General features: G+C 44.5%; 14 protein-coding genes. 9 read left to right on the top strand and 5 right to left on the bottom strand.

All coding sequences use genetic code 11. The features are described 5' to 3' along the window. Window positions 1–320 precede the first annotated feature (320 nt). The 4 genes from BSHG_RS14845 to BSHG_RS14860 form a co-directional block, all read right to left on the bottom strand. On the bottom strand, window positions 321–3,374 hold the full coding sequence (locus BSHG_RS14845; RefSeq protein ID WP_032497341.1) for a glycoside hydrolase family 3 N-terminal domain-containing protein: 3,054 nt from the start codon (window positions 3,372–3,374) through the stop codon (window positions 321–323). A 29-nt stretch (window positions 3,375–3,403) separates the two neighbouring features. Next, window positions 3,404–6,394 (bottom strand): glycoside hydrolase family 3 N-terminal domain-containing protein, encoded by a 2,991-nt coding sequence (locus BSHG_RS14850; RefSeq protein ID WP_008658357.1) that lies wholly within the window; start codon window positions 6,392–6,394, stop codon window positions 3,404–3,406. Window positions 6,395–6,461: 67 nt separating this feature from the next. Next, window positions 6,462–7,334, bottom strand: coding sequence for a bifunctional metallophosphatase/5'-nucleotidase (locus tag BSHG_RS14855; RefSeq protein ID WP_005801566.1), 873 nt, complete (start codon window positions 7,332–7,334; stop codon window positions 6,462–6,464). Between the two features lie 39 nt (window positions 7,335–7,373). Then, a complete protein-coding gene (locus tag BSHG_RS14860) occupies window positions 7,374–8,162 on the bottom strand; it encodes a 5'-nucleotidase C-terminal domain-containing protein (RefSeq protein WP_005784454.1) in 789 nt (262 codons plus the stop codon). Between the two features lie 156 nt (window positions 8,163–8,318). Between BSHG_RS14860 and rplS the strand changes: the two genes are divergently transcribed. Next, a complete protein-coding gene (rplS, locus tag BSHG_RS14865) occupies window positions 8,319–8,672 on the top strand; it encodes a 50S ribosomal protein L19 (protein WP_005778830.1) in 354 nt (117 codons plus the stop codon). A gap of 754 nt (window positions 8,673–9,426) precedes the next feature. On the opposite strand, the gene BSHG_RS14870 is transcribed toward rplS, so the two are convergent. Continuing rightward, the gene (locus BSHG_RS14870; protein ID WP_005784451.1) at window positions 9,427–10,407 is read right to left on the bottom strand and encodes an ROK family protein; all 981 of its coding nucleotides are present in this window, start codon (window positions 10,405–10,407) and stop codon (window positions 9,427–9,429) included. Between the two features lie 178 nt (window positions 10,408–10,585). On the opposite strand from BSHG_RS14870, the gene BSHG_RS14875 reads away from it, so the two are divergent. The 8 genes from BSHG_RS14875 to BSHG_RS14905 all read left to right on the top strand — a co-directional run bounded on the left by BSHG_RS14875 (window position 10,586) and on the right by BSHG_RS14905 (window position 21,807). Then, window positions 10,586–11,302: an ABC transporter ATP-binding protein gene (locus tag BSHG_RS14875; protein WP_005796460.1), complete on the top strand. Its 717-nt coding sequence runs from the start codon at window positions 10,586–10,588 to the stop codon at window positions 11,300–11,302. 14 nt (window positions 11,303–11,316) lie between these two features. Then, window positions 11,317–12,576, top strand: coding sequence for an ABC transporter permease (locus BSHG_RS14880; RefSeq protein ID WP_005784445.1), 1,260 nt, complete (start codon window positions 11,317–11,319; stop codon window positions 12,574–12,576). A 2-nt stretch (window positions 12,577–12,578) separates the two neighbouring features. Next, window positions 12,579–13,823: an ABC transporter permease gene (locus BSHG_RS14885; RefSeq protein ID WP_005784442.1), complete on the top strand. Its 1,245-nt coding sequence runs from the start codon at window positions 12,579–12,581 to the stop codon at window positions 13,821–13,823. Between the two features lie 108 nt (window positions 13,824–13,931). Further along, complete coding sequence (locus BSHG_RS14890) at window positions 13,932–15,032, top strand: efflux RND transporter periplasmic adaptor subunit (protein WP_005801569.1); 1,101 nt, start codon at window positions 13,932–13,934, stop codon at window positions 15,030–15,032. Window positions 15,033–15,080: 48 nt separating this feature from the next. Beyond that, complete coding sequence (locus BSHG_RS14895) at window positions 15,081–16,403, top strand: TolC family protein (protein ID WP_005784436.1); 1,323 nt, start codon at window positions 15,081–15,083, stop codon at window positions 16,401–16,403. Between the two features lie 440 nt (window positions 16,404–16,843). Beyond that, a complete protein-coding gene (locus BSHG_RS0220165) occupies window positions 16,844–17,404 on the top strand; it encodes an RNA polymerase sigma-70 factor (RefSeq protein WP_008769331.1) in 561 nt (186 codons plus the stop codon). Window positions 17,405–17,498: 94 nt separating this feature from the next. Then, complete coding sequence (locus BSHG_RS14900; protein ID WP_008658346.1) at window positions 17,499–18,428, top strand: FecR family protein; 930 nt, start codon at window positions 17,499–17,501, stop codon at window positions 18,426–18,428. A 208-nt stretch (window positions 18,429–18,636) separates the two neighbouring features. After that, on the top strand, window positions 18,637–21,807 hold the full coding sequence (locus tag BSHG_RS14905; protein ID WP_008658344.1) for a TonB-dependent receptor: 3,171 nt from the start codon (window positions 18,637–18,639) through the stop codon (window positions 21,805–21,807). The last annotated feature ends 10 nt before the right edge of the window (window positions 21,808–21,817 follow it).

Genomic DNA, 21,817 nt, shown 5'->3' with positions numbered 1-21,817 from the left:
TTAAATATTAATACTTATGAGAAAATGCTCTCCAATTTCCCCTAACTCCTTTCGGAAAGTTCTGATAGAACTTAGAGTAGAGCACTCATTTTACTATTAATTTTAATACTTTTCTCTATCCCTGACTATTCTCAAACTTATTTCTTTACATTTAGAAAGTGAAACCCATATTTATAACCTGAATATCCCGGTGGATCAATAGTACTAAATAGAAATATCAGCATATCAAACATCATGAACCATAGGACGTTATACACAAATTCCTGACGGAGCAACGCTCTATCAGGAATTGATGTATAATAGACCTATATATGTAATGATTACTTTTCTTTCATCGCTTCGTAAATCGTTTCTTGAATTTTTTCCCTAATCTCAAGTTTAGATAATTTGTTCACCCAAGCATCGGGATAGGTACGATTACTAAGAAATACATAAATCAAGCCATTGTCAGGATCTACCCAGGCACAAGTTCCTGTAAATCCGGTATGCCCAAAAACAGTAACCGGAACAGAAGCAGCGCACGGACTTTTACTTTCATTCACCACATCCGGCTTATCAAAACCTAAACCGCGACGGCTGATTTTAGACTTTTCGGTAGTGAATAGAGCACAAGTTTCCTTGCTGAGATAACGTCTTCCATCCAACTCACCGCCATTGAGCAACATCTGATAAATACGTCCGACTTCACGAGCATTAGAGAAAAGCCCCGCATTACCCGAAATTCCCCCCTGGAAAGCAGCCGACTCATCATGGACAAATCCCTGCAAAGTAGTCTTACGCAGGAAACGGTCTACTGCAGAAGGTACTACCTCTTTTTTATCGAAGTAACGCAACGGCAGATAGGCAGTATGTTCCAATCCCATCGGCTGATAGAACTCTTGCCATAAATATTCATCCATCGGTTTTCCGCTAAGCTCTTCTGCAAGCATCTGCAACAAGATAAACCCGACATCACTATAACGATAACTCTTGTCTTTTAACGGTGCTTCGGCTATTTTCTTCCGTATCTCTTCACGGAACGACCGGTTCAACCATAAACTGTCACAAACCTGAAGAGTATAATCACCGTTCTTCTCTTTAGACGCCATCCCCTTATTAAACCGGAATCTTGGATTTCCCCAGGTACGGACACCCAACCGTACCGTATGTAAGGCATCTTTCGACTGCTTGAACAGCGAACCTTTATAGCTTTTCCCGTCAATGGCCTCCTGATAGAAAAGCAGACCGGAAGGTAAGCCAGACTGATGCATGAGCAATTCACGAATGGTCAGGTTCTCTTTATTCGTCTTGCGCAGGAAAGGCAGATAATCTGAAACTTTATCGGTCAGATTGAAACGACCTTTATCATAAAGCTTCATTATGGCCAACAACGTTCCTGTTGTTTTAGACAGAGAAGCCAAATCATAAATATCCGTCGGCTTCACTTTCTCGCTATTTGCATCTGTATGGTATCCGAAGCACCGGTCATACAAAGCTTTGCCATCCTTCATCACCAGAACCTGACAACCGGGATAAGCTCCCTCCTTGATTCCCTCCAAAGCAATCGTGTCGATACGGCGGAGCACTTCCGATTTCATTCCATATTCTTCGGGTACAAAGTGGAAAGGAGTATGCGGAGTAATCGTAACACCCGAACCGGTAGGAAACAATCCGCCAATACTGGCCGACAGTCTTCCATCTGCCGTTGCTTTACCGAAAAGTAAATCAGCCACACGTTCCTGAACGTCGTCACGAGAGGCATGAGCCAATACCACAGCCTCAGCAGCCGATACAGCCCGCTGTATCTGTAACATCGACTTAGCCGGCGTATAGAATACATATATTACAGGAGATTCCGGAGCAAACTTGGCGAAAAACGACTGATAGGGAGCAAGGCGCTGCTCTGTCACAGTAACGATAACACGCCGGTAGGCGGCAAGAGAGTCACGCAACTTTTGTTGCTCGGCTTCCGGCAGATCTTTACGCAATTGAAAACGGGCAAATGAAGTATACTTTTTCATTTTGCGGTCAAAAGGCTCAATCTCTTCCGGTTTGCCTACATTCAGTATGGCCGCCTCTTTCAGATCGGGATGCAAAGGCAATACATCATTTTTATTATTCAGCACAGTAATTGCAGCCAGATTCAGCCTGCTAATCAAATCACGTGTCTGAGGTGTATTAATACGGGTTCCCAATCCCGATAGTTTCACAAACGGTTTACGTTCCAGCCCCAAAATATATTTGTAAGTGAGTACTTTCCGACATTTTGCATTAATTTCTTCTTCCGGAAGTTCTCCTTTTTCCACCGCTTCCAATACAGCGTCCATTTCTTCTTTCAGCCTGCGGGGAGCCAGCACCATATCATTCCCGGCTTGCAAAGCTTGCAAACATACGCTCTTATTGCCGGCAACTCCCTTCATAGCAAGGGCATCGGTAAAGATAAGTCCCTTAAATGCCAATTCCTCGGTCAGAAGTCCATAAACCACATTACGGGATAAGGATGAAGGCAAATCACCTATAGGCTCGATGACAGGTACCTGCAAGTGTCCTACCATCATACCACTGACCCCGGCACGAATAGCTTCTTTAAAAGGATACAGTTCAACACTGTCCAGGCGCTCGCGCGTAAATGGTAACACAGGCAGTGCCTTATGAGAATCCACGTCCGTATCACCATGTCCCGGAAAATGCTTGCAGACAGAAAGGACTTTACCACTCTCCAGCCCCGAAGCGTAAGCAATCACCTTATCGGCCACTTTCACCGGATCTTCACCAAACGAACGGATATTGATGACCGGATTGTCCGGATTGATATTCACATCTGCCACCGGAGCAAAATTGACTTGCACTCCCATCTCACGACACTGTCGGGCCATCTCCCGCCCATATTCATAAATCAAACGGTTGTCCTGGATACATCCTAATACCATGTTTCTCGGAAAGACAGGAGTACCACGCAAACGCATGGAAAGCCCCCATTCACCATCAAAGGTAATCAGCAGCGGACAGCGGGCCATCCGTTGCGCTTCGTTGGTCAATGTAGCCTGATTCTGTATCTTTCCGCCGGAAAAAAGTAATCCACCGACTTTATAAGTATGAACCGCGTCACGCAACAACTGCATATTACGCTTGGTCTGCACGGGCGCAATGGTGTAAATAAACAATTGCCCCACCTTCTCTCTCAGATTCATCCGATTGTAGACAGAATCTACCCAGTGACGGCACTTTTCGTCCTGGGAAGCCTGATAAAGCAACAAAGGTTCTATAGGAGCAGACATACCGGGAGGAGTATGAAAAACCTCACGGACAGGGGCATCCATAGAAGCAGGAACTTTCGCTCCTACTCCCAAAAGCGCTGATACAACTAAACCAGCCAATAAATATCTTCTTTTCATTTTATATTGTAAAAAGCCATTCACTTCCACTATTCCGGTGTATATAACGACTGATAAATCACTTCCTGGATTGCTTGTCGTATCTTCATGCTGTTCAGCTTTCCATTCCAGGCATCGGGACAAAGACGATTACTCAGGAAGATATAGACCAGGTCGTTCTCCGGATCAACCCAAGCACAAGTACCCGTAAAGCCGGTATGCCCATAAACAGAAGCCGGAGCCGAAGATGCACAGGCATTTGCCTTCGGATCCTTCAGATTAGGTTTGTCATACCCCAGTCCACGATGACTGACAGCTGATTTCTCCGTAGTAAATATACGACAGGTTTCCGGCCGAAGATAGCGTTTTCCATCCAGTTCACCCTCATTCAGAATCATCTGATAGATTTTTCCCAACTCTTGGGCCGTTGAAAACAATCCGGCATTGCCACTTACGCCTCCCATAAAGGCGGCAGCTTCATCATGCACATATCCGCAAAGATCCTGCCGACGTAAGTAATCATTGGCAGCAGTCGGCATAATATCCGCTTTCTTATAACGGTTTAAAGGTTGGAACAATGTATGTTCCAATCCCATAGGCCGATAAAACTCTGAAACTAAATAAGCATCGAGTGTCTTGCCGGTAACGGCTTCCACCACCTGTTGCAACAGGATAAATCCGATATCACTATATACAAAACGTTTACGGTCGAGTTCCGACTGCGCAATACTCTTCATCATCGCAGCTTTAAATTTCTTGTCCAGCCACAATCCATCGGCTATCTGCAACGTATGCCCGGAGGTTTTTGTTGCAGAAACCAATCCTTTCTTAAACTTGAAATCGGAACAGGCATAAGTATATTCTCCCATACGGGTATGGTGCCACTCGTCTACAAATCCTTGTGTAAAAGGGCCGGTCACCGAGTATTCATCGATTGCATCACGATAAAAACGAATATAAGGCACCAGTCCGGATTCATGTAACAACAGTTCCCTGATTGTGATATTCTTTTTGTTCGTAGCCCGCAAAGCAGGCACGTATTTAGAGACAGCATCTGTCAACTCGATCCGTCCCTGATCATAGAGTTTCATCACGGCCAGCAGTGTGGCACTGGTTTTAGTCAATGAAGCGAGATCGAAAAGGTCGGTCGCCCGTACCGGAGTAGTGTCTGTTACAGAGTGAGTGCCGAAACATTTATCATATACCGGTTGTCCATGCCGCAATACCAACACCTGGCATCCGGGAAAGGCTTTCGCCGCCAGCCCGGCAGCTACCACCGAGTCTATCCGGTGGAGTCTGTATGATTTCAAACCATAATCTTCGGGTGCTATACCCGCTGGGCTACCGGATATCACATCTACACCGGAACCGGCTGCAAATGTATTGCCGATACGCATGGATAAACGTCCCGTTGCCGAAGCTTTGCCCAATATCACATCGGCTACATAGCGTTGCAAATCCTCCTCACCGGAATGTGCCAGGACAACAGCAGCCGAACGGGCGGCAGCCTCTTCAAGCGACGCCAGTGCCCGATAGGAAGTAAAGAAAGCGTAGACCACAGGAGCTTGGGGCCTGAACCCGGCAAAAAACGAACGATATTCACCCGCTTCTTTATCCTGCACCGTTATACAGACAACCACCCTCCGATAGTTTCCCAGTTCTTTCACTATCTTCCGCCGCTCTTCTTCCCCGGTATTTTTATCCATCCGGAATGTTTTTAATGGTAATTCACTACGTAACCCCTCGATGAAAGAAGCATCGCTGCCTTCATCTCCCACTGTTAATACGGCTATCTCACCCTTTGTTGCAGTAAGAGGAAGGATCTGAAAATAATTCCCAAGTACAGTCACTGCCGACGTACGCAGCTTGGTTACCAAAGCCTGCGCTTCAGGAGTATGAATACGGTCACTCAATCCGTCTACCGGAATCATCGGTCGCCTGCTTAATCCCAAACGATATTTATACGCCAGAATTCTACGGCATTTCGCATCTATTTCTTCCATCGTGAGACGTCCGTCTTTTATGGCTTGCACCACACTCTCTTGTGCTTTTTCTACATTTTGCTGTACCAGCACCATATCATTACCGGCCTTCAGAGCCTTCACTGTTACATCCGATTCGGCAGCTACTCCTTTCATGGCGAGCGCATCGGTAAATACCAATCCATTGAATCCCAACTCTCCTCTCAATAGATCCGTCACAATGCTATGTGACAATGAAGAAGGGGTAATCCGGTCAGGTTCTAAGGCCGGCACTTGTAAGTGTCCCACCATCACACCTCCCAATCCTGCCTGAATGGCTTCTTTAAAAGGATACAGTTCCACACTGTCCAGCCGTGCACGATTATAATAAACGGCAGGCAATGCCTGGTGTGAGTCGACATCCGTGTCACCATGTCCCGGGAAATGCTTGGAGACAGACAAAATGCCACCGGTCTCCAATCCACGCCCATAAGCTATTACTTTCTCAGCCACAGTTTTCGGATTTTCACCAAACGAACGGACATGGATGACCGGATTTTCAGGATTGGTATTAACATCCGCATCCGGAGCAAAATTAACGTGCGCACCTATCTCACGAAGCTCACGCGCCACTTCCTGCCCATAAGCCTCAATCAAGGTATTGTCGCTGATACAGCCCAATGCCGCATTACGTGGAAACACCGGTGTATTTTCCAATCGCATGGCGAGTCCCCACTCACCATCAAAGGTAATCATTAATGGAATTTTCGACTGGCGTTGCGCATAGTTGGTCAGGTTTGCCTGATCTTCTACTGTTCCTTCAGAGTACAGAAAGGCCCCGACTTTGAACTTGCGGGTCAGTTTGCCCACTAACTTTTCAGTATCTTTATCTGCTCGTGGAGCCAGGGTATAAACAAATAATTGCCCGACTTTATCTTTCAGTTTCATACGGGAGAGCGTCTGCTCTACCCATTCTTTGCAATGTGTATCTTCCTGTACAGGCAGAAGTCCTGCAGCTTGTTGTGCCCACAAAGTGCCTGCACTCAGCAGAAACACAACTGTTAGTAGTTGTTTTAGCATAGTTTGTCTGGGAGGTATTTCATAGACGGTATTTCAGGAATCCGCTACAGATTTTTACAACGTCCTCTTATTTCTTTTTTTCAAGTGTTAAGTCCATCTGCCCTACATAGATACCACTCTTACCGGTATGCATCAGCGACACATTCTTGCCATCCATATTGAGGAGAGTCTTGGGGCCTTTCATGAATGTATGCGAATGGCCTCCGAGAACAACATCGATATTACGTGTTTTAGGGATCAACTGATTCTCGTCATACTGCACACCCAAATGAGAAAGACAAACCACTACGTCACATCCCTCTTTTTCTTTCAGGACAGCAGCCACTTCGTTCGCTACAGTTACCGGATCATTGTAAACCACTCCTACACACTTATTGGCTTGTACCATGCCTTCAAGCTGGCAACCCAATCCCAAAACTCCGATCTTGACACCGTCTCTTTCAAAGACGACATACGGTTTCACCAAGTCTTTAAGCACCGTAGCACTTACATCATAATTAGCGCAAACCACCGGAAAATCAGCCATCCGGAATAAACGGGCCATATTATCCAGATCAAAATCAAATTCGTGATTACCGATAGTCATGGCATCATACTTCATTTCGTTCATCATCTTCACTTCGACTTCACCCTGGAACATATTATAATAAGGTGTCCCCTGCGAAATATCTCCGCAATCGAACAATAACATATCAGGATGCTCTTTGCGGAACTCCTTCACAAATGTGGCACGACGTACGAATCCGCCTTTATCATAATTCCGGTCACCTTCCTGATTGATAGGTTCCAGACGGCTATGCACATCACTGGTCTGCAGAAGAATCAGCTTTTTATCCTGCTGCCCAAATGCAGAAAAAGAAATAAAGAGAATAAAAAAGAAAGTTAGAAGTGTCTTTTCCTTGGAAAAGAACGTATGTTTTTTATTGATTGGGAATATCATAATTTACTGGATTTTATCGTTTTATAATCTATAACGTTTTTATTTCACAGTGATTCTGCCATCCAGTGCCGAAGTGATCTTCTTTCCGGCAGCAGTCTGCTGTCTCACGTAATCAAGAAAAAGCCCGCGTAACGTGGCTCCCTCGGGACACACACGATCATCAGCCTGCAAGAAAGCCTCCATACTTCCATTACCGTCAGCCAGATAATCGATTGTCGCCACGGTATACAGCTTATTGTCATCGATCGGCTGGCCGCCCACCGTAGCATTCAGTAATTTTCCATCCTTGGTAATTTCCATCCGGATACCGCTCACCCCTTCTCCTTTCAACGATGCAATGCTTGTGAGCAATGCTTTCAGGTGTGTTCCTTTCATCTTCATTACACAAAGCGAATTTTCGAATGGCAATATCTCATATACCGTTCCCACCGTAATATCTCCGGCAGGCAAAATATTACGCAATCCTCCCATATTCACCAGTCCCATGTCTGCCGGCTTGTCCTGCACCTTGGTTGCAGCCTGACGCAATACTTCCGCTACAAGATTGGAAAGCAAGCTCTCGGGATGTCCTTTGTCCATCTTCTGCTCGCTGCTGCCAATCACCTCATACATCATATTATCTATTTTTTCTTTATAAGGCTTTAATATTGCCACGGCATCTGCATCGGGATGGGTGTCCCATTTGGCGTCAATGTCAATCATCCTTCCCTCTACTTTGGCAATCTGGTAATCGGTTTTTGCCATCTCATGCGTCGACTGACAAGAACTAAATGTCAGCAACCCCGCCAGAATGAATCCTGAAATAATCTTTGCGTAATTTTGTTTCATATCCTTAAGTACTTAATAATGCTACAAATATACAAAAACATTTGGCTATCCGGCAAATAATTCGTTACTTTGCACCGCTTTCGCGCAATCGCTGTCAGGAGAGAGTTACCTGGTATGTTGCGTTGTAACGATAAAACAATTTAATAATAAACAACAATGGATTTAATTAAAATTGCAGAAGAAGCATTCGCTACCGGAAAACAGCACCCGAGCTTCAAAGCAGGAGACACTGTAACAGTAGCATATCGTATTATCGAAGGTAACAAAGAGCGTGTACAGTTGTACCGCGGTGTTGTTATCAAAATTGCAGGTCACGGAGAAAAGAAACGTTTTACTGTACGTAAAATGTCAGGAACCGTAGGCGTAGAAAGAATTTTCCCGATCGAATCACCGGCTATCGACAGCATTGAAGTGAACAAGGTTGGTAAAGTACGTCGCGCTAAACTGTACTACCTGCGTGCTCTTACCGGCAAAAAAGCTAGAATCAAAGAAAAAAGAGTTAACGGCTAATCAGCCCTGCTCTCCGATTCGAGATAAAAAAGAGGGAATCTTCCGGCAAGATTTCCTCTTTTTTATTCGTAACACAAGACAAGTATCACTCCTACTTTTTCTGACAAAAAGACGCTAAATCTTATAAAATAGAATCATTATACTCTCCTTTCAAACAATTTGCTAACCACCCCTTTCTCAAACAAAGAGCTTCTGTGGATCTTTTTGCATAAAAAAAGAATAAGAAAAGAGTATTCATGCAGAATTTGATCACTTTGAGACTATATATACAGAAAAAGACGAAAGAGATTATTAATTTCGTCCAAGTCTTTTGTTAATAACGTCCGAGTCTTTTATTAATAAAGTCGAAACGAATCATTAACTTCCTCCAAAGGAGGTATGAATAGTCTAAAATCAAAGCTATTTTTCACTTATTGGCTCCGGTTACAGAGAAGTATCCTAAGTAGCATTTCGAAGTTCAGTTACAAGATTCGCTATCACACGAAACAAAATAAAAGAATATTCCCTTCTTCCGGTGAGAATTAAGCTCAATAAGACATCTTTTTGAGCTGCCGGAAATCAGCTGAAATTCATTTTTTCCACGGATCCCAAACCAAAGACCGGAATATGCCCTCCTTGAAACGATAGAAAATACAAAATGACATCTTTGACAAAACGATATTGGAGTACATCCCGAAGCTCCCGCCCGTACAGACAAAAAAAGCTCCGGAATGACTTCCGGAGCTTTCGCTAAATAATCACTTTAATAGGACGTTTAGTCTCTCAAGTCTTTCAGTTCCCAAGCCAATGCACTGGCACCCAGCACAGCAGCGTCAGAGTCCTTCAACTCAGAAACGAGCAATTTTGCTTTACCTTTGTAAATGTTCAGAAGGTTATTCTCCATGGCTTTCATAATCGGCTTCATAATGTAATCACCCGATTTTGCCAAACCACCGAACAGGATAATAGCTTCCGGACTCGAGAAAGCAATAGCGTCTGCCAATGCTTCACCCAGAATATTACCTGTAAATTCGAAAATCTCCTGAGCCAGTTTATCTCCCTGTACGGCTGCATCGTATACGTCTTTCGATACAATGCTCTCAGCCGGGATATTACGCAACAAGCTGGCATCGGTACGTGCAGCGAGGAATTCGCGTGCAGTGCGTGCCACACCTGTAGCCGAGCAGTAAGTTTCCAGACAGCCCTTGCGTCCGCAACCACAGATACGTCCGTCACGACGAACAATCACGTGACCGAGTTCGCCTGCAAAACCGTCATGACCGTAAACCACCTGTCCGTTGATAACGATACCACTACCGACACCTGTTCCCAGAGTAATCATGATAAAATCTTTCATACCGCGGGCAGCTCCGTAAGTCATTTCGCCCACTGCGGCAGCATTAGCATCGTTTGTCAAGGCAGTCGGTATACCCAAGCGTTCTTCGAACATAGAAGCCAACGGCAATACACCTTTCCAAGGCAAGTTAGGAGCAAATTCAATGGTTCCGGTATAATAGTTCCCATTAGGAGCGCCAATGCCGATACCCTTTATTTTATCCACCCCGCCATTTGCGATAATCAACGGCAGAAGATTTTTGCATACTTCATCTGCATATTCTTCTACTGTAGGATATACTTGAGTTTTCACTGCACCGCTTGCTATAATAGTTCCGCGCGCGTCAACAATTCCAAAGACAGTGTTTGTTCCGCCAATGTCAATACCCACCACATAGGGCTTCTCCATGCTTGAATTCATGATACTCTTATTTAAAGGGTTAGTTAATATTAAATGTTTATTGCACACAAATTACGTAAAGAAGATTGAGTCTACAAAATCTTTTTTTAAAAAAGTTCACTTCGTTTGCAACTTTTCGTATCAGCCGTACGTCTAATAGAACAAATCATAAGAAATTTGAAACTAAATAGATGAAACTGTGATACACTTAAAAGACATTAACAAAACCTACAACAACGGAGCCCCACTCCATGTACTCAAAGGCATCAATCTCGACATCGAGCGGGGTGAATTCGTTTCCATCATGGGAGCATCAGGTTCCGGCAAGTCTACTTTACTCAATATACTAGGTATATTGGATAATTACGATGACGGAGAGTATTACCTCAACAACGTGCTGATTAAGGACCTGAGCGAAACTAAATCCGCGGAATACCGCAACCGGATGATCGGTTTCATCTTCCAGTCATTCAACCTGATTTCATTTAAAAATGCAGTGGAAAACGTCGCACTGCCTCTGTTTTACCAGGGAGTAAGCCGGAAAAAACGTAATGCCATGGCCATGGAGTACCTCGACAAGCTGGGACTCAAGGATTGGGCACATCACATGCCCAATGAAATGAGTGGAGGTCAGAAACAACGTGTAGCCATTGCCCGTGCCTTGATTACACAGCCTCAGATTATTCTGGCCGACGAACCTACCGGTGCATTGGACAGTAAGACGTCCGTAGAGGTGATGCAAATACTGAAAGACCTGCACAAGACCGGAATGACCATTGTCGTAGTCACCCACGAAAGTGGAGTTGCCAATCAGACAGATAAAATTATCCACATCAAGGATGGTATAATCGAACGGATTGAAGAGAACCTGAATCATGATGCCTCACCATTCGGCAAGGATGGATACATGAAATAAAAACAGATATAAATATGATTGACATTTGGCAAGAAATATACGGTACCATCAAGCGGAACAAACTCCGTACGTTACTGACCGGATTCGCCGTAGCATGGGGCATCTTCATGCTGATAGTGCTGTTGGGAGCCGGAAACGGACTGATCCATGCTTTTGAAAAGTCATCATCGGCACGGGCGCTGAACTCCATAAAAATATATCCGGGATGGACAGGGAAACCTTACGACGGATTAAAAGAAGGACGACGCATCCAGTTGGACAATAAGGACCTGGATGCCACCATGGAGCACTTCAGCGACAACATCATCAGTGTAGGTGCCAGCCAATGGCAAAGTAATGTAAACCTGAGTTACGGACAGGAGTACGTTAACCTTTCACTGGAAGGTGTGTATCCGAACTTTACCGAAGTGGAATCCGTAAAATCGACAGACGGACGGTTCATCAATGACATCGATCTCAAAGAACGACGGAAAGTAATTGTACTGCATACCAAAACGGCTGAAATCCTTTTCGGAAAAAGCAAAACAGAACCTATCGGAAAGTTTGTAAATGCCGGTGGAGTCTCTTATCAAGTCGTAGGCCTTTACACCGATCCGGGCGATCAGGGAAGCAGCGAGGCTTATATTCCTTTCTCCACCTTACAGGTAATCTACAACAAAGGTGATAAACTGAATAACCTGACTTTCACCACCAAAGGGCTCACCACCATTGAAACAAACGAAGCATTCGAGGCAGCCTATCGCAAAGTAATGGGCGCCAAACACCGCTTTGACCCATCGGATAACAGCGCACTGTGGATATGGAACCGTTTTACCAATTATCTACAGTCACAAAACGCTATGGGCATCTTGCGTACAGCCATCTGGGTGATCGGTATCTTCACATTACTGAGTGGTATCGTAGGCGTATCGAACATTATGCTGATCACAGTAAAAGAGAGGACACGCGAGTTCGGTATCCGCAAAGCATTGGGTGCCAAACCATTCTCTATCCTGTGGTTGATAATCGTGGAAAGCGTGACCATCACAACACTATTCGGATACATCGGGATGGTAGCCGGAATCGCCGCTACCGAATGGATGAATAAAGTGGCCGGAGAACAAACCGTAGATGTAGGAATGTTTTCGGAAACCGTATTCCTGAATCCGACGGTGGATATCAGCATTGCCATACAAGCCACACTGACCTTGGTCGTTGCAGGAACACTGGCAGGATTCTTCCCGGCAAAGAAAGCAGTGAGTATCAGACCTATTGAAGCACTTAGAGCAGATTGATTATGAGAGTAGATATGGATACGTGCGAGGAAATCCTCGTCACGATAACAAGAAACAAAACACGAAGCCTGCTGACGGCATTCGGAGTATTCTGGGGCATCTTCATGCTGGTGGCCCTGATGGGAGGCGGACAAGGAATGCAGGAGATGATGCAAGCCGAATTTGAAGGCTTCGCAACCAACTCGGGTTTCATGGCCTCACAAAAGACAGGAGAGGCTTACAAGGGATTCCGCAAAGGACGCTATTGGGATATTGAAAACGCAGATATTGAACGAATCCGCAAAAAAGTAAAAGACATCGATGTAATCACTCCATCGATAGCCCGCTGGGGATCGACAGCCATTTATGGAGAGAAAAAGTACGATTGCAGCGTGAAAGGGCTTTATCCGGACTATGCAAAGATTGAAAACCAGGATATGGCTTACGGAAGATTTATCAACGACGTAGACGTACGCGAGGGACGCAAAGTGTGCGTTATCGGCAAACGTGTTTACGAGAGCCTTTTCAACCCGGGCGAAGATCCTTGTGGTAAATATGTACGGGTAGACGGCATTTATTATCAGGTGATAGGCATGTGTGTGTCCGAAGGAAACATGAACATCCAGGGCCGGGCTTCGGAAGCCGTTGTGCTACCTTTCAGTACGATGCAGCAAGCCTACAACATGGGAAAACGTATCGACGTGATATGCTATACCGTGAAACCGGGGAAAAAGGTAAGCGACCTTGAACCGGAGATAGAAGCCATCCTTAAAGAGGCCCATTATATATCGCCGGATGACAAACAGGCAGTTATGAAACTGAATGCGGAGGCCATGTTCTCAATGATGGATAATCTGTTTACCGGTATCCATGTATTGATCTGGATGGTAGGCTTGGGCACTCTGCTGGCAGGGGCTATCGGTGTATCGAACATCATGATGGTGACCGTGAAGGAACGGACCACCGAAATAGGTATCCGGCGTGCCATCGGTGCCCGTCCGAAAGACATTTTACAACAGATTTTATCAGAAAGTATGGTATTGACTACCATTGCAGGCATGGCCGGCATCTCTTTTGGTGTACTGATCCTGCAATTAATGGAAATAGGCGTCAACTCCGGTAAGGACCATTATTCCCACTTCCAGGTGTCTTTTGGTATGGCTATCGGAACCTGCCTGTTACTGGTGACGCTGGGACTACTCGCCGGACTGGCACCCGCTTATAGGGCAATGGCTATCCGACCGATAGAAGCTATCAGGGATGAATAAAGTACGATCATTCTCTGTCTCCCGCACAAAAAAGGACGACAAGACAGCATCGGTTAACAAAGAATACACAGTCAAGATAGAAAATAATAATTCAAAATATAAAACAAGATGAAAAAGTATCTGAAAATTACATTACTGGTAGTGGTAGCCGCCATCTTCATTGGGACATTCATTTTCCTGTACCAGAAATCAAAGCCTAAAACAACCGTATATGAAACCGTTACCCCGGAGATTGCGGATCTGGAAAAGACTACGGTTGCCACCGGCAAAGTAGAGCCGCGAGACGAAGTACTCATTAAACCGCAAATATCGGGTATCATATCCGAAGTATACAAAGAGGCCGGGCAGACCATTAAGCAAGGTGAAGTAATCGCTAAAGTAAAAGTCATCCCGGAACTGGGACAATTGAACTCAGCCGAAAGCCGTGTACGTGTGGCAGAGATCAGTACCGCGCAAGCCGAAACAGATCATGAACGTATCAAGAAGCTTTATAACGACAAGTTAATCAGCAGAGAAGATTACGAAAAAAGCGAAGTAGAAATAAAGAAAGCACGTGAAGAATTGCAAACTGCAAAAGATGCACTGGAGATTATCAAAGAAGGTATCACCAAAAACAGCGCTTCCTTCAGCAGTACGCTGATTCGTTCGACCATCGACGGATTGATTCTGGACGTACCGATCAAAGTAGGTAACTCGGTAATCATGAGTAATACGTTTAATGACGGTACGACTATTGCCACAGTAGCCAATATGAACGATCTGATCTTCAAAGGCAAGATTGACGAAACAGAAGTGGGACGTATCCATGAAGGTATGCCGGTGAAACTGACTATCGGAGCTTTACAAAATCTTACATTCGATGCCGAACTGGAATATATTTCTCCGAAAGGTGTAGAAGAGAACGGAGCCAATCAGTTCGAAATTAAAGCGGCCGTTCATGCACCGGACTCTGTACAAATCCGTTCCGGATATTCCGCCAATGCAGAAATCGTGCTTCAACGTGCGCAAAAAGTTCTGGCAGTTCCCGAAGGCATTATCGAATTCAGTGGCGACAGTACGTTTGTATGGGTAATGACCGATAGTATACCCGAACAGAAGTTTGAACGCCGCCAGATCAAAACCGGCATGAGTGACGGTATCAAACTGGAAATCAAGGAAGGTCTGACCGGAAAGGAAAAAGTAAGAGCTTCGGAAAAGAAAGACAAATAAACCTCTCGTATAATATAGGGAAAGTATGAATCACCAACAATGCATAATATGAGAAATAAAATATTGATCAACTTATTGATACTGACCGGACTGTCAGCTTACACTGCACAGGCACAGGAAGGATGGACTTTACGCCGGTGTATCGATTATGCCATTGAGCATAATATCAATGTGCAACAAACGGCAAACTCGGCCGAACAGAGTAAAGTGGAGGTGAATACCGCCAAATGGGCACGCTTACCCAACCTTAGCGGCAGTGCTTCGCAAAATTGGAGTTGGGGACGTACAGCATCGCCGGTAGATAACACCTATAATGATATCAACAGCGGTAGCAGTAGCTTCAGCCTGGGTACAAATATTCCGTTATTCACCGGTCTGGAATTACCGAACCAGTATGCACTTACCAAACTAAACCTGAAAGCAGCAATCGAAGACCTGAATAAAGCAAAAGAAGATTTGGCAATCAATGTCACTTCCGCTTACCTGCAAGTGCTTTTTAATCAAGAGTTAAGCAAAGTGGCACAAAGTCAGGTAGGACTCAGCAAAGAACAACTGAACCGCATCACACGATTGCATGAAGTAGGAAAAGCTTCTCCCGCCGAAGTTGCCGAAGCCAAAGCTCGCGTTGCACAAGATGAGATGAGTGCGGTACAGGCTGACAACAATTACCGGTTAGCTCTACTCGATTTAAGTCAATTGCTTGAACTTCCGACTCCGGAGAATTTCTCACTTGCCACACCGGATACGGAGTTGGAATTCTCTCCCCTTACTTCACCCGACGAAATCTATAACCAGGCCATGCTCTACAAACCGGGCATCAAAGCAGCCGAATATCGTCTTGAAGGTAGCGAAAAGAATGTCCGCATAGCAAAAAGCAGTTACTATCCGCAATTGTCCTTCTCTGCAGGATTAGGTACAAACTTCTATACGGTAAATGGTAACGCCGGTTCAAATTTTGGCAACCAAATGAAGAACAACCTGAATAAATATGCCGGATTCAGTCTGAACATACCTTTATTCAATCGCCTGGCCACTCGCAACCGTGTACGCACTGCGCGCCTGCAACAAACCAATCTGGCATTGCAACTGGACAATACCAAGAAGGTATTATATAAAGAAATCCAACAAGCATGGTACAATGCCATAGCTGCCGAGAGCAAGTTTAAGTCAAGTGAGTCGGCAGTAGAAGCCAGCCAAGAGTCCTTCCGCCTGATGAGTGAAAAGTTCGACAATGGAAAAGCGACCTCGGTCGAGTACAATGAATCCAAACTAAATCTGACTAAAGCATTGTCCGACCGGATTCAGGCCAAATATGACTATCTGTTCCGTACAAAGATTCTGGACTTTTACAAAGGACAGCCCATTGAGTAAGAGAAGTTATTATTATTGTAAGTGATAGGGGTGGGACAATGGTTCTACCCTTATTTTTTATCACCTTTCAGGCCATACAAAAAATAAAGGGCGAAATTCCCATTCCACCCTTTACCAATCAAAATTACAATCTAAGAATGAGCTATACCACGACCGGACAACTCACTCCTTCATTGTTATACAAGTAATGTGCCAAAAACATAACCTCGTAATAATCAAAGATTTTAAGAAGGAAAAAGATGTTCGACAACGAACACCTCACCTACATTTGCGGACACTATAAAAGAAGAGCAAGTAAAACATACGATAGCAGACAACATCCCCGGGAAAGAAGCAAAACAGAAATACTCACAACTATTAATCCTCTTTTGCTTTTTTTTTCATACCTTGCGGCACTTTTAGATCATACAGAAAAATATCCCGGAACACAGTATACAAGAATGGACGACTTAAATATCAACAGTTTTAACGCTCTCTATACTCTTTATTACAGGAAGTCTTTCTTGTTTGCCAAATCGTATGTACACGACGAACAGGTAGCAGAAGACATTGCGGCCGAAGCACTGATCAAATTGTGGGAAAAACTGAAAACTGATATCATAAATTCCCCTCAGGCCATGTTACTCACCATTCTGAAAAATAAATCACTGGATTACTTACGTCTGGAACAAAACAAACTGAATGCCATGTCCGAGTTGAGTGAACTTTATGTTCGCGAACTGGACATTCGTGTATCCAGCCTGGAAGCTTGTGACCCGTCAGAGATTTTTTCCGAAGAAGTTAACCAAATTATCCAAGCCACCCTACGCACACTCCCGGAACAAACCCGAAGAGTCTTTAAAATGAGTCGTTTCGAGAATAAAATGAATAAGGAAATAGCTGAAAATCTGGGCATCACAGTCAAAGGAGTGGAATATCACATATCAAGGGCGCTTAAAGAATTCCGGATTTCACTCAAAGATTATCTTCCCTTGTTTTACTTCTTTTTCTATTTCCACTAAAAAAAAATCAAGAAACAGACTAGGGTTGTATTCACTTCTATCGTCTTATAGATGTAACGGAGCAAAAAACGTTCATCAAGAACTCGTATAAATTATGAATCAAGAGATACTAAACAGATATCTTACAGGAGATGCCAGTGCGGAAGAGAAGCAAATGGTAGTCCGGTGGCTGGATACCGATCCACAACATATGCGTGAGTATCTTGCCCTGAGAAAGTTGCACGACATCACCCTTTGGCAAGAGAAACCGGCAGCAACGGTTGATAAAAAGAAACGGCTGACACTTCCTTACATCAGGGAGTTCATTAAAATAGCCGCTATTTTCCTCATAGCAGTTACCTCTGTTTATTTCCTGGCTCCGGAGAGAGGAAGAGATACACCTGATTTGAAAGCAATACATGTCCCATCAGGACAACGGGCAGAATTAACATTAGGTGACGGAACCCGAGTATGCCTGAATTCAAATACGACACTTACGTTTCCCGACCACTTCGACCGGAAAGAGCGTAGAGTGACACTGGACGGTGAAGGTTATTTCCAGGTGGCAAAAAATGAAAAGAAACCCTTCATCGTACAAGCCAAAGAATATGAAGTAAGAGTATTGGGTACCGAATTTAATGTGATGATGTATAAAGATCAGGACTTTTTCGAAACAGTCTTGCTGAAAGGCTCGGTAGAAGTAAACGAAACCACTACCGGCAGGAAAGTAAAACTGCAACCCAACGAACGGTTATTCGGCAAAGCCGGTCAACTCCGGAAAGAGAGTATCAGCGAGTGGAACCGGGCATTATGGATGCAAGGAATCCTTTATTTCGACAATACGCGCATGGACGAAATTATCCGCCAGTTAGGTCTATACTATGATGTAAAATTCATTTTGGAAAAAGAGTCCCTGGCAAATGTACGGTTCACCGGAAAATTTCGTATCAGAGACGGTGTAGAGCACGTATTAAAGGTGCTTCAACTGAAATGTAAATTCACCTATCAACGGGATGAAGACAGTAATACCATTACTATAAATTAAAAACAAGTATTAACTTTAAACTAAAAACAGGAACCAATGAAAACATAAGAACAAAAAGAGCCGAAAGTGGTGGCACACTTCCGGCTCCGGGTTAACAACACCCCAGTCTGCGAAAACTTAGTGAGTATTAATTAACACAGTGTACAAATGTATGAAAAACACTCTGATAAAAACAAGTAAAATCGTAAATAAATCAATTTCACATACTATGAAAATGATAGTTTTATTCCTTTTCGTTTTCATCTCGGGAGTATTCGCCGGCAATGCGAACTCTCAGGAAACAAAGGTATCTATCTCGAAAAACAATAAACCGATACGGGAAATCCTGGGCGAAATCGAACGCCAGACAGATTACCTGTTCGTATATTCCGAGAAGGAGGTAGATGTAAATCAACGCAAAACCGTCAATGTAAGTCAGCAACGGGTAGCTGATGTACTTTCTTCTCTATTCCGTAGCACCAATGTAGGTTATGCCATGGAAGGACACAACATCATGCTGATGGCAAAAACAACTCAAACAGACGCTGCACAGCAAAAACGTCATATTACAGGAGTGGTGAAAGACATCAAAGGAGAAACTATCATCGGAGCCAACATCATGATAAAGGGCACAGGTACAGGTGTGAGTACTAATATCGACGGAGAATTTTCCATCGAAGCAGCTGCCGGTGACGAACTGATTGTTTCTTTCATCGGATACCTGACACAAACTATCAAAATCGATTCACAAAAAACGCTCAATATCAAATTACTGGAAGACACTAAAACACTGGAAGAAGTTGTCGTAGTAGGTTACACCGTACAGACGAAGTCGGCCGTAACCGGATCGGTAGCCGTAGTGAAAGCCGATAAATTGAAAGACGTAAACACACTGGAAGTAGGAAGTATGCTCCAAGGAAAAGTATCCGGCGTATATGTCTCAGGTTCATCCGGCGAACCGGGCCAAGCCAGCAAAATCCGTATTCGTGGTAAAGGCACACTGAACTCGTCTGTCTCTCCACTTTGGGTAGTCGACGGTGTGATTGTAGGTGAGGATCCGGGACTGAACCCGAACGAGATAGACAATATCAGTGTGCTGAAAGATGGTTCGGCTACCGCATTGTACGGTTCGCGTGCCGCCAACGGTGTTATTGTAGTAACCACCAAAAGAGGCGAATATGATGCCAACAAATATAGTGTATCGGTCAATGCCGGTGTATCCTTACTATCGACCGGGCGCCTTGAGATGATGAATTCACAAGAACTTTATGACTATCAGAAATCCTGGAATAATCAGTCGTGGTTCACAGAAGAACTTCTGAAACACAACACAGACTGGTTTAAAGAAGCTTCCAAACCAGGATTATATACCAACGCAAACATTACCTATACCGGAAGCAGCGGTCGTATGCGTTCCTTTGTTATGGCAGACTACTACCGCGAAGAGGGAGCCATTAAGGACTTTACATTGGACCGCTTCACTTTCCGTTCCAACAATGATGTGAAGTTTACAGACCGCTTCACCATGTCAACCAAGATTTCAGGTTCGCTCTCACGTACAGACAGTCAGCAACGCAGCGTGTACAACACTTATCTCTACCTCCCTTGGGATTTCCCCTACAATGAAGACGGTTCTATCCGCTCGGGACAAGAACAAGACTGGAGAGGACGTGACGGAATCAACGACATGTATGACCTGCAATGGAACTGGAGCCGTTCGAAAAAACTGACGGTTGACGGAACCATTAATTTCAATTATCAGATTACGGATTGGTTGCGTTTCGAGTCAAACAACTATATTCGCTATATCAGTAACCGCTCCGAGAGCTACACGGACAAGCGTTCGCGTTCGGGGCAATCGGACAAAGGGTCGTTATCCAACTCTAATTCACTACTGACCAAGCAATTCACCAACCAAATGATACGTTTTGAGAAATCATTCGGCAAACACAAAGTCAACGCACTGGGAGCTTACGAATATACCCGCCACTTTTACGAATCGACTTCCGCCGAAGGACGAGGCATACAGCCCGGCAGAGAGATTCTGGACGTAACAACCGGTATTAAATCCATCGGTGGATACAAAGACGCCATTGCCACCCAATCGGCACTGTTCAATGCCAACTACGACTATGATAACCGCTACATGGGACAAGTATCGTATCGCATGGACGAATCATCTTGTTTCGGTAAAAACAATCGTATGGGACACTTCTTCACAGTCAGTGGCGGCTGGAATATCCAGAACGAAACTTTTTTCGAATCTCTTCGTGAGTCTGTCAACCAACTAAAAGTGAGAGTCAGTTATGGTTCTCTGGGTAACACTCCCGGAGCATACTACGGACACTACCCGCTCTATTCTTCAATGATGTATAATGACGAAGTAGCTTACTTCCCTTCACAGATGGGGAATGCCGACCTGTCGTGGGAGAAATGTTACACCACCAATATCGGTATCGACGCACGGTTCTTCGATCGCTTCGGAGTCACCATCGACCTGTACAATAAAAACACCTCGGACTTACTGTACTATGCCCCGCTACCCAATATATCAGGCTACACCGGACAATATAAAAATGTAGGTGCCATCAATAATAAAGGCCTCGAAATCAGTCTTAATGCAGATGTCATCCGTACCTCAAAATTCCAGTGGACCAGTGACTTCAACATTGGATTCAACCGAAACCGGGTTACCGAACTTTATGGAGGGAAACCGGAACTGAAGGGATTGAAACGCCTGGAAGAAGGACGGGATATGGATGAATGGTATCTGAGAGAATGGGCCGGTGTAGATCCTGCTAACGGTTCTCCATTGTGGTATACCACCGATGAGAATGGCAAACGCACAACTACCGACTCTTACAATAAAGCCGACCGTGTATATTGTGGTTCTGCCGCGCCGAAGTTTACCGGTGGATGGATGAATTCATTTAGCTATAAAGGTTTTACACTGACTGCCAACTTCGACTTTGTATACGGGAACCTGCTTTATAACCAATCCCGCGAATTGCTCGATTCCGACGGTGCTTATGCCGACTACAATTCAATGAAACTGAAAAGCGGCTGGAAACGCTGGGAAAAAGAAGGAGACATCGCCACGCATCCGAAAGCCATTAACGGAGGTAACAAAAACTCTAACAAATCGTCTTCACGCTATTTGGAGAAAGGCAATTACTTCAGCTTGCGCAACTTATCACTGGGGTATTCCATACCGGAGAAGTTATGCGGGAAACTGGGCTTGCAACAGGTCAACGTCTCTTGCAGTGCTGATAATCTATTCACGCTTACCCCATTCTCGGGGGTATCTCCCCAATTGTCGGACAGCAGTACCGACGGTTATGCAGGTACTATCTATCCGTTGAGCAGAAGAATCGTGTTCGGCCTTAATGTTTCATTCTAAAAAATCACGT

The sequence above is a fragment of the Bacteroides sp. 3_2_5 genome (assembly GCF_000159855.2).
Classification (GTDB): Bacteria; Bacteroidota; Bacteroidia; order Bacteroidales; family Bacteroidaceae; genus Bacteroides; species Bacteroides fragilis.
Note: the sequence above shows the minus strand (reverse complement) of the source record. Positions and strands in the feature narration are given on the sequence as shown.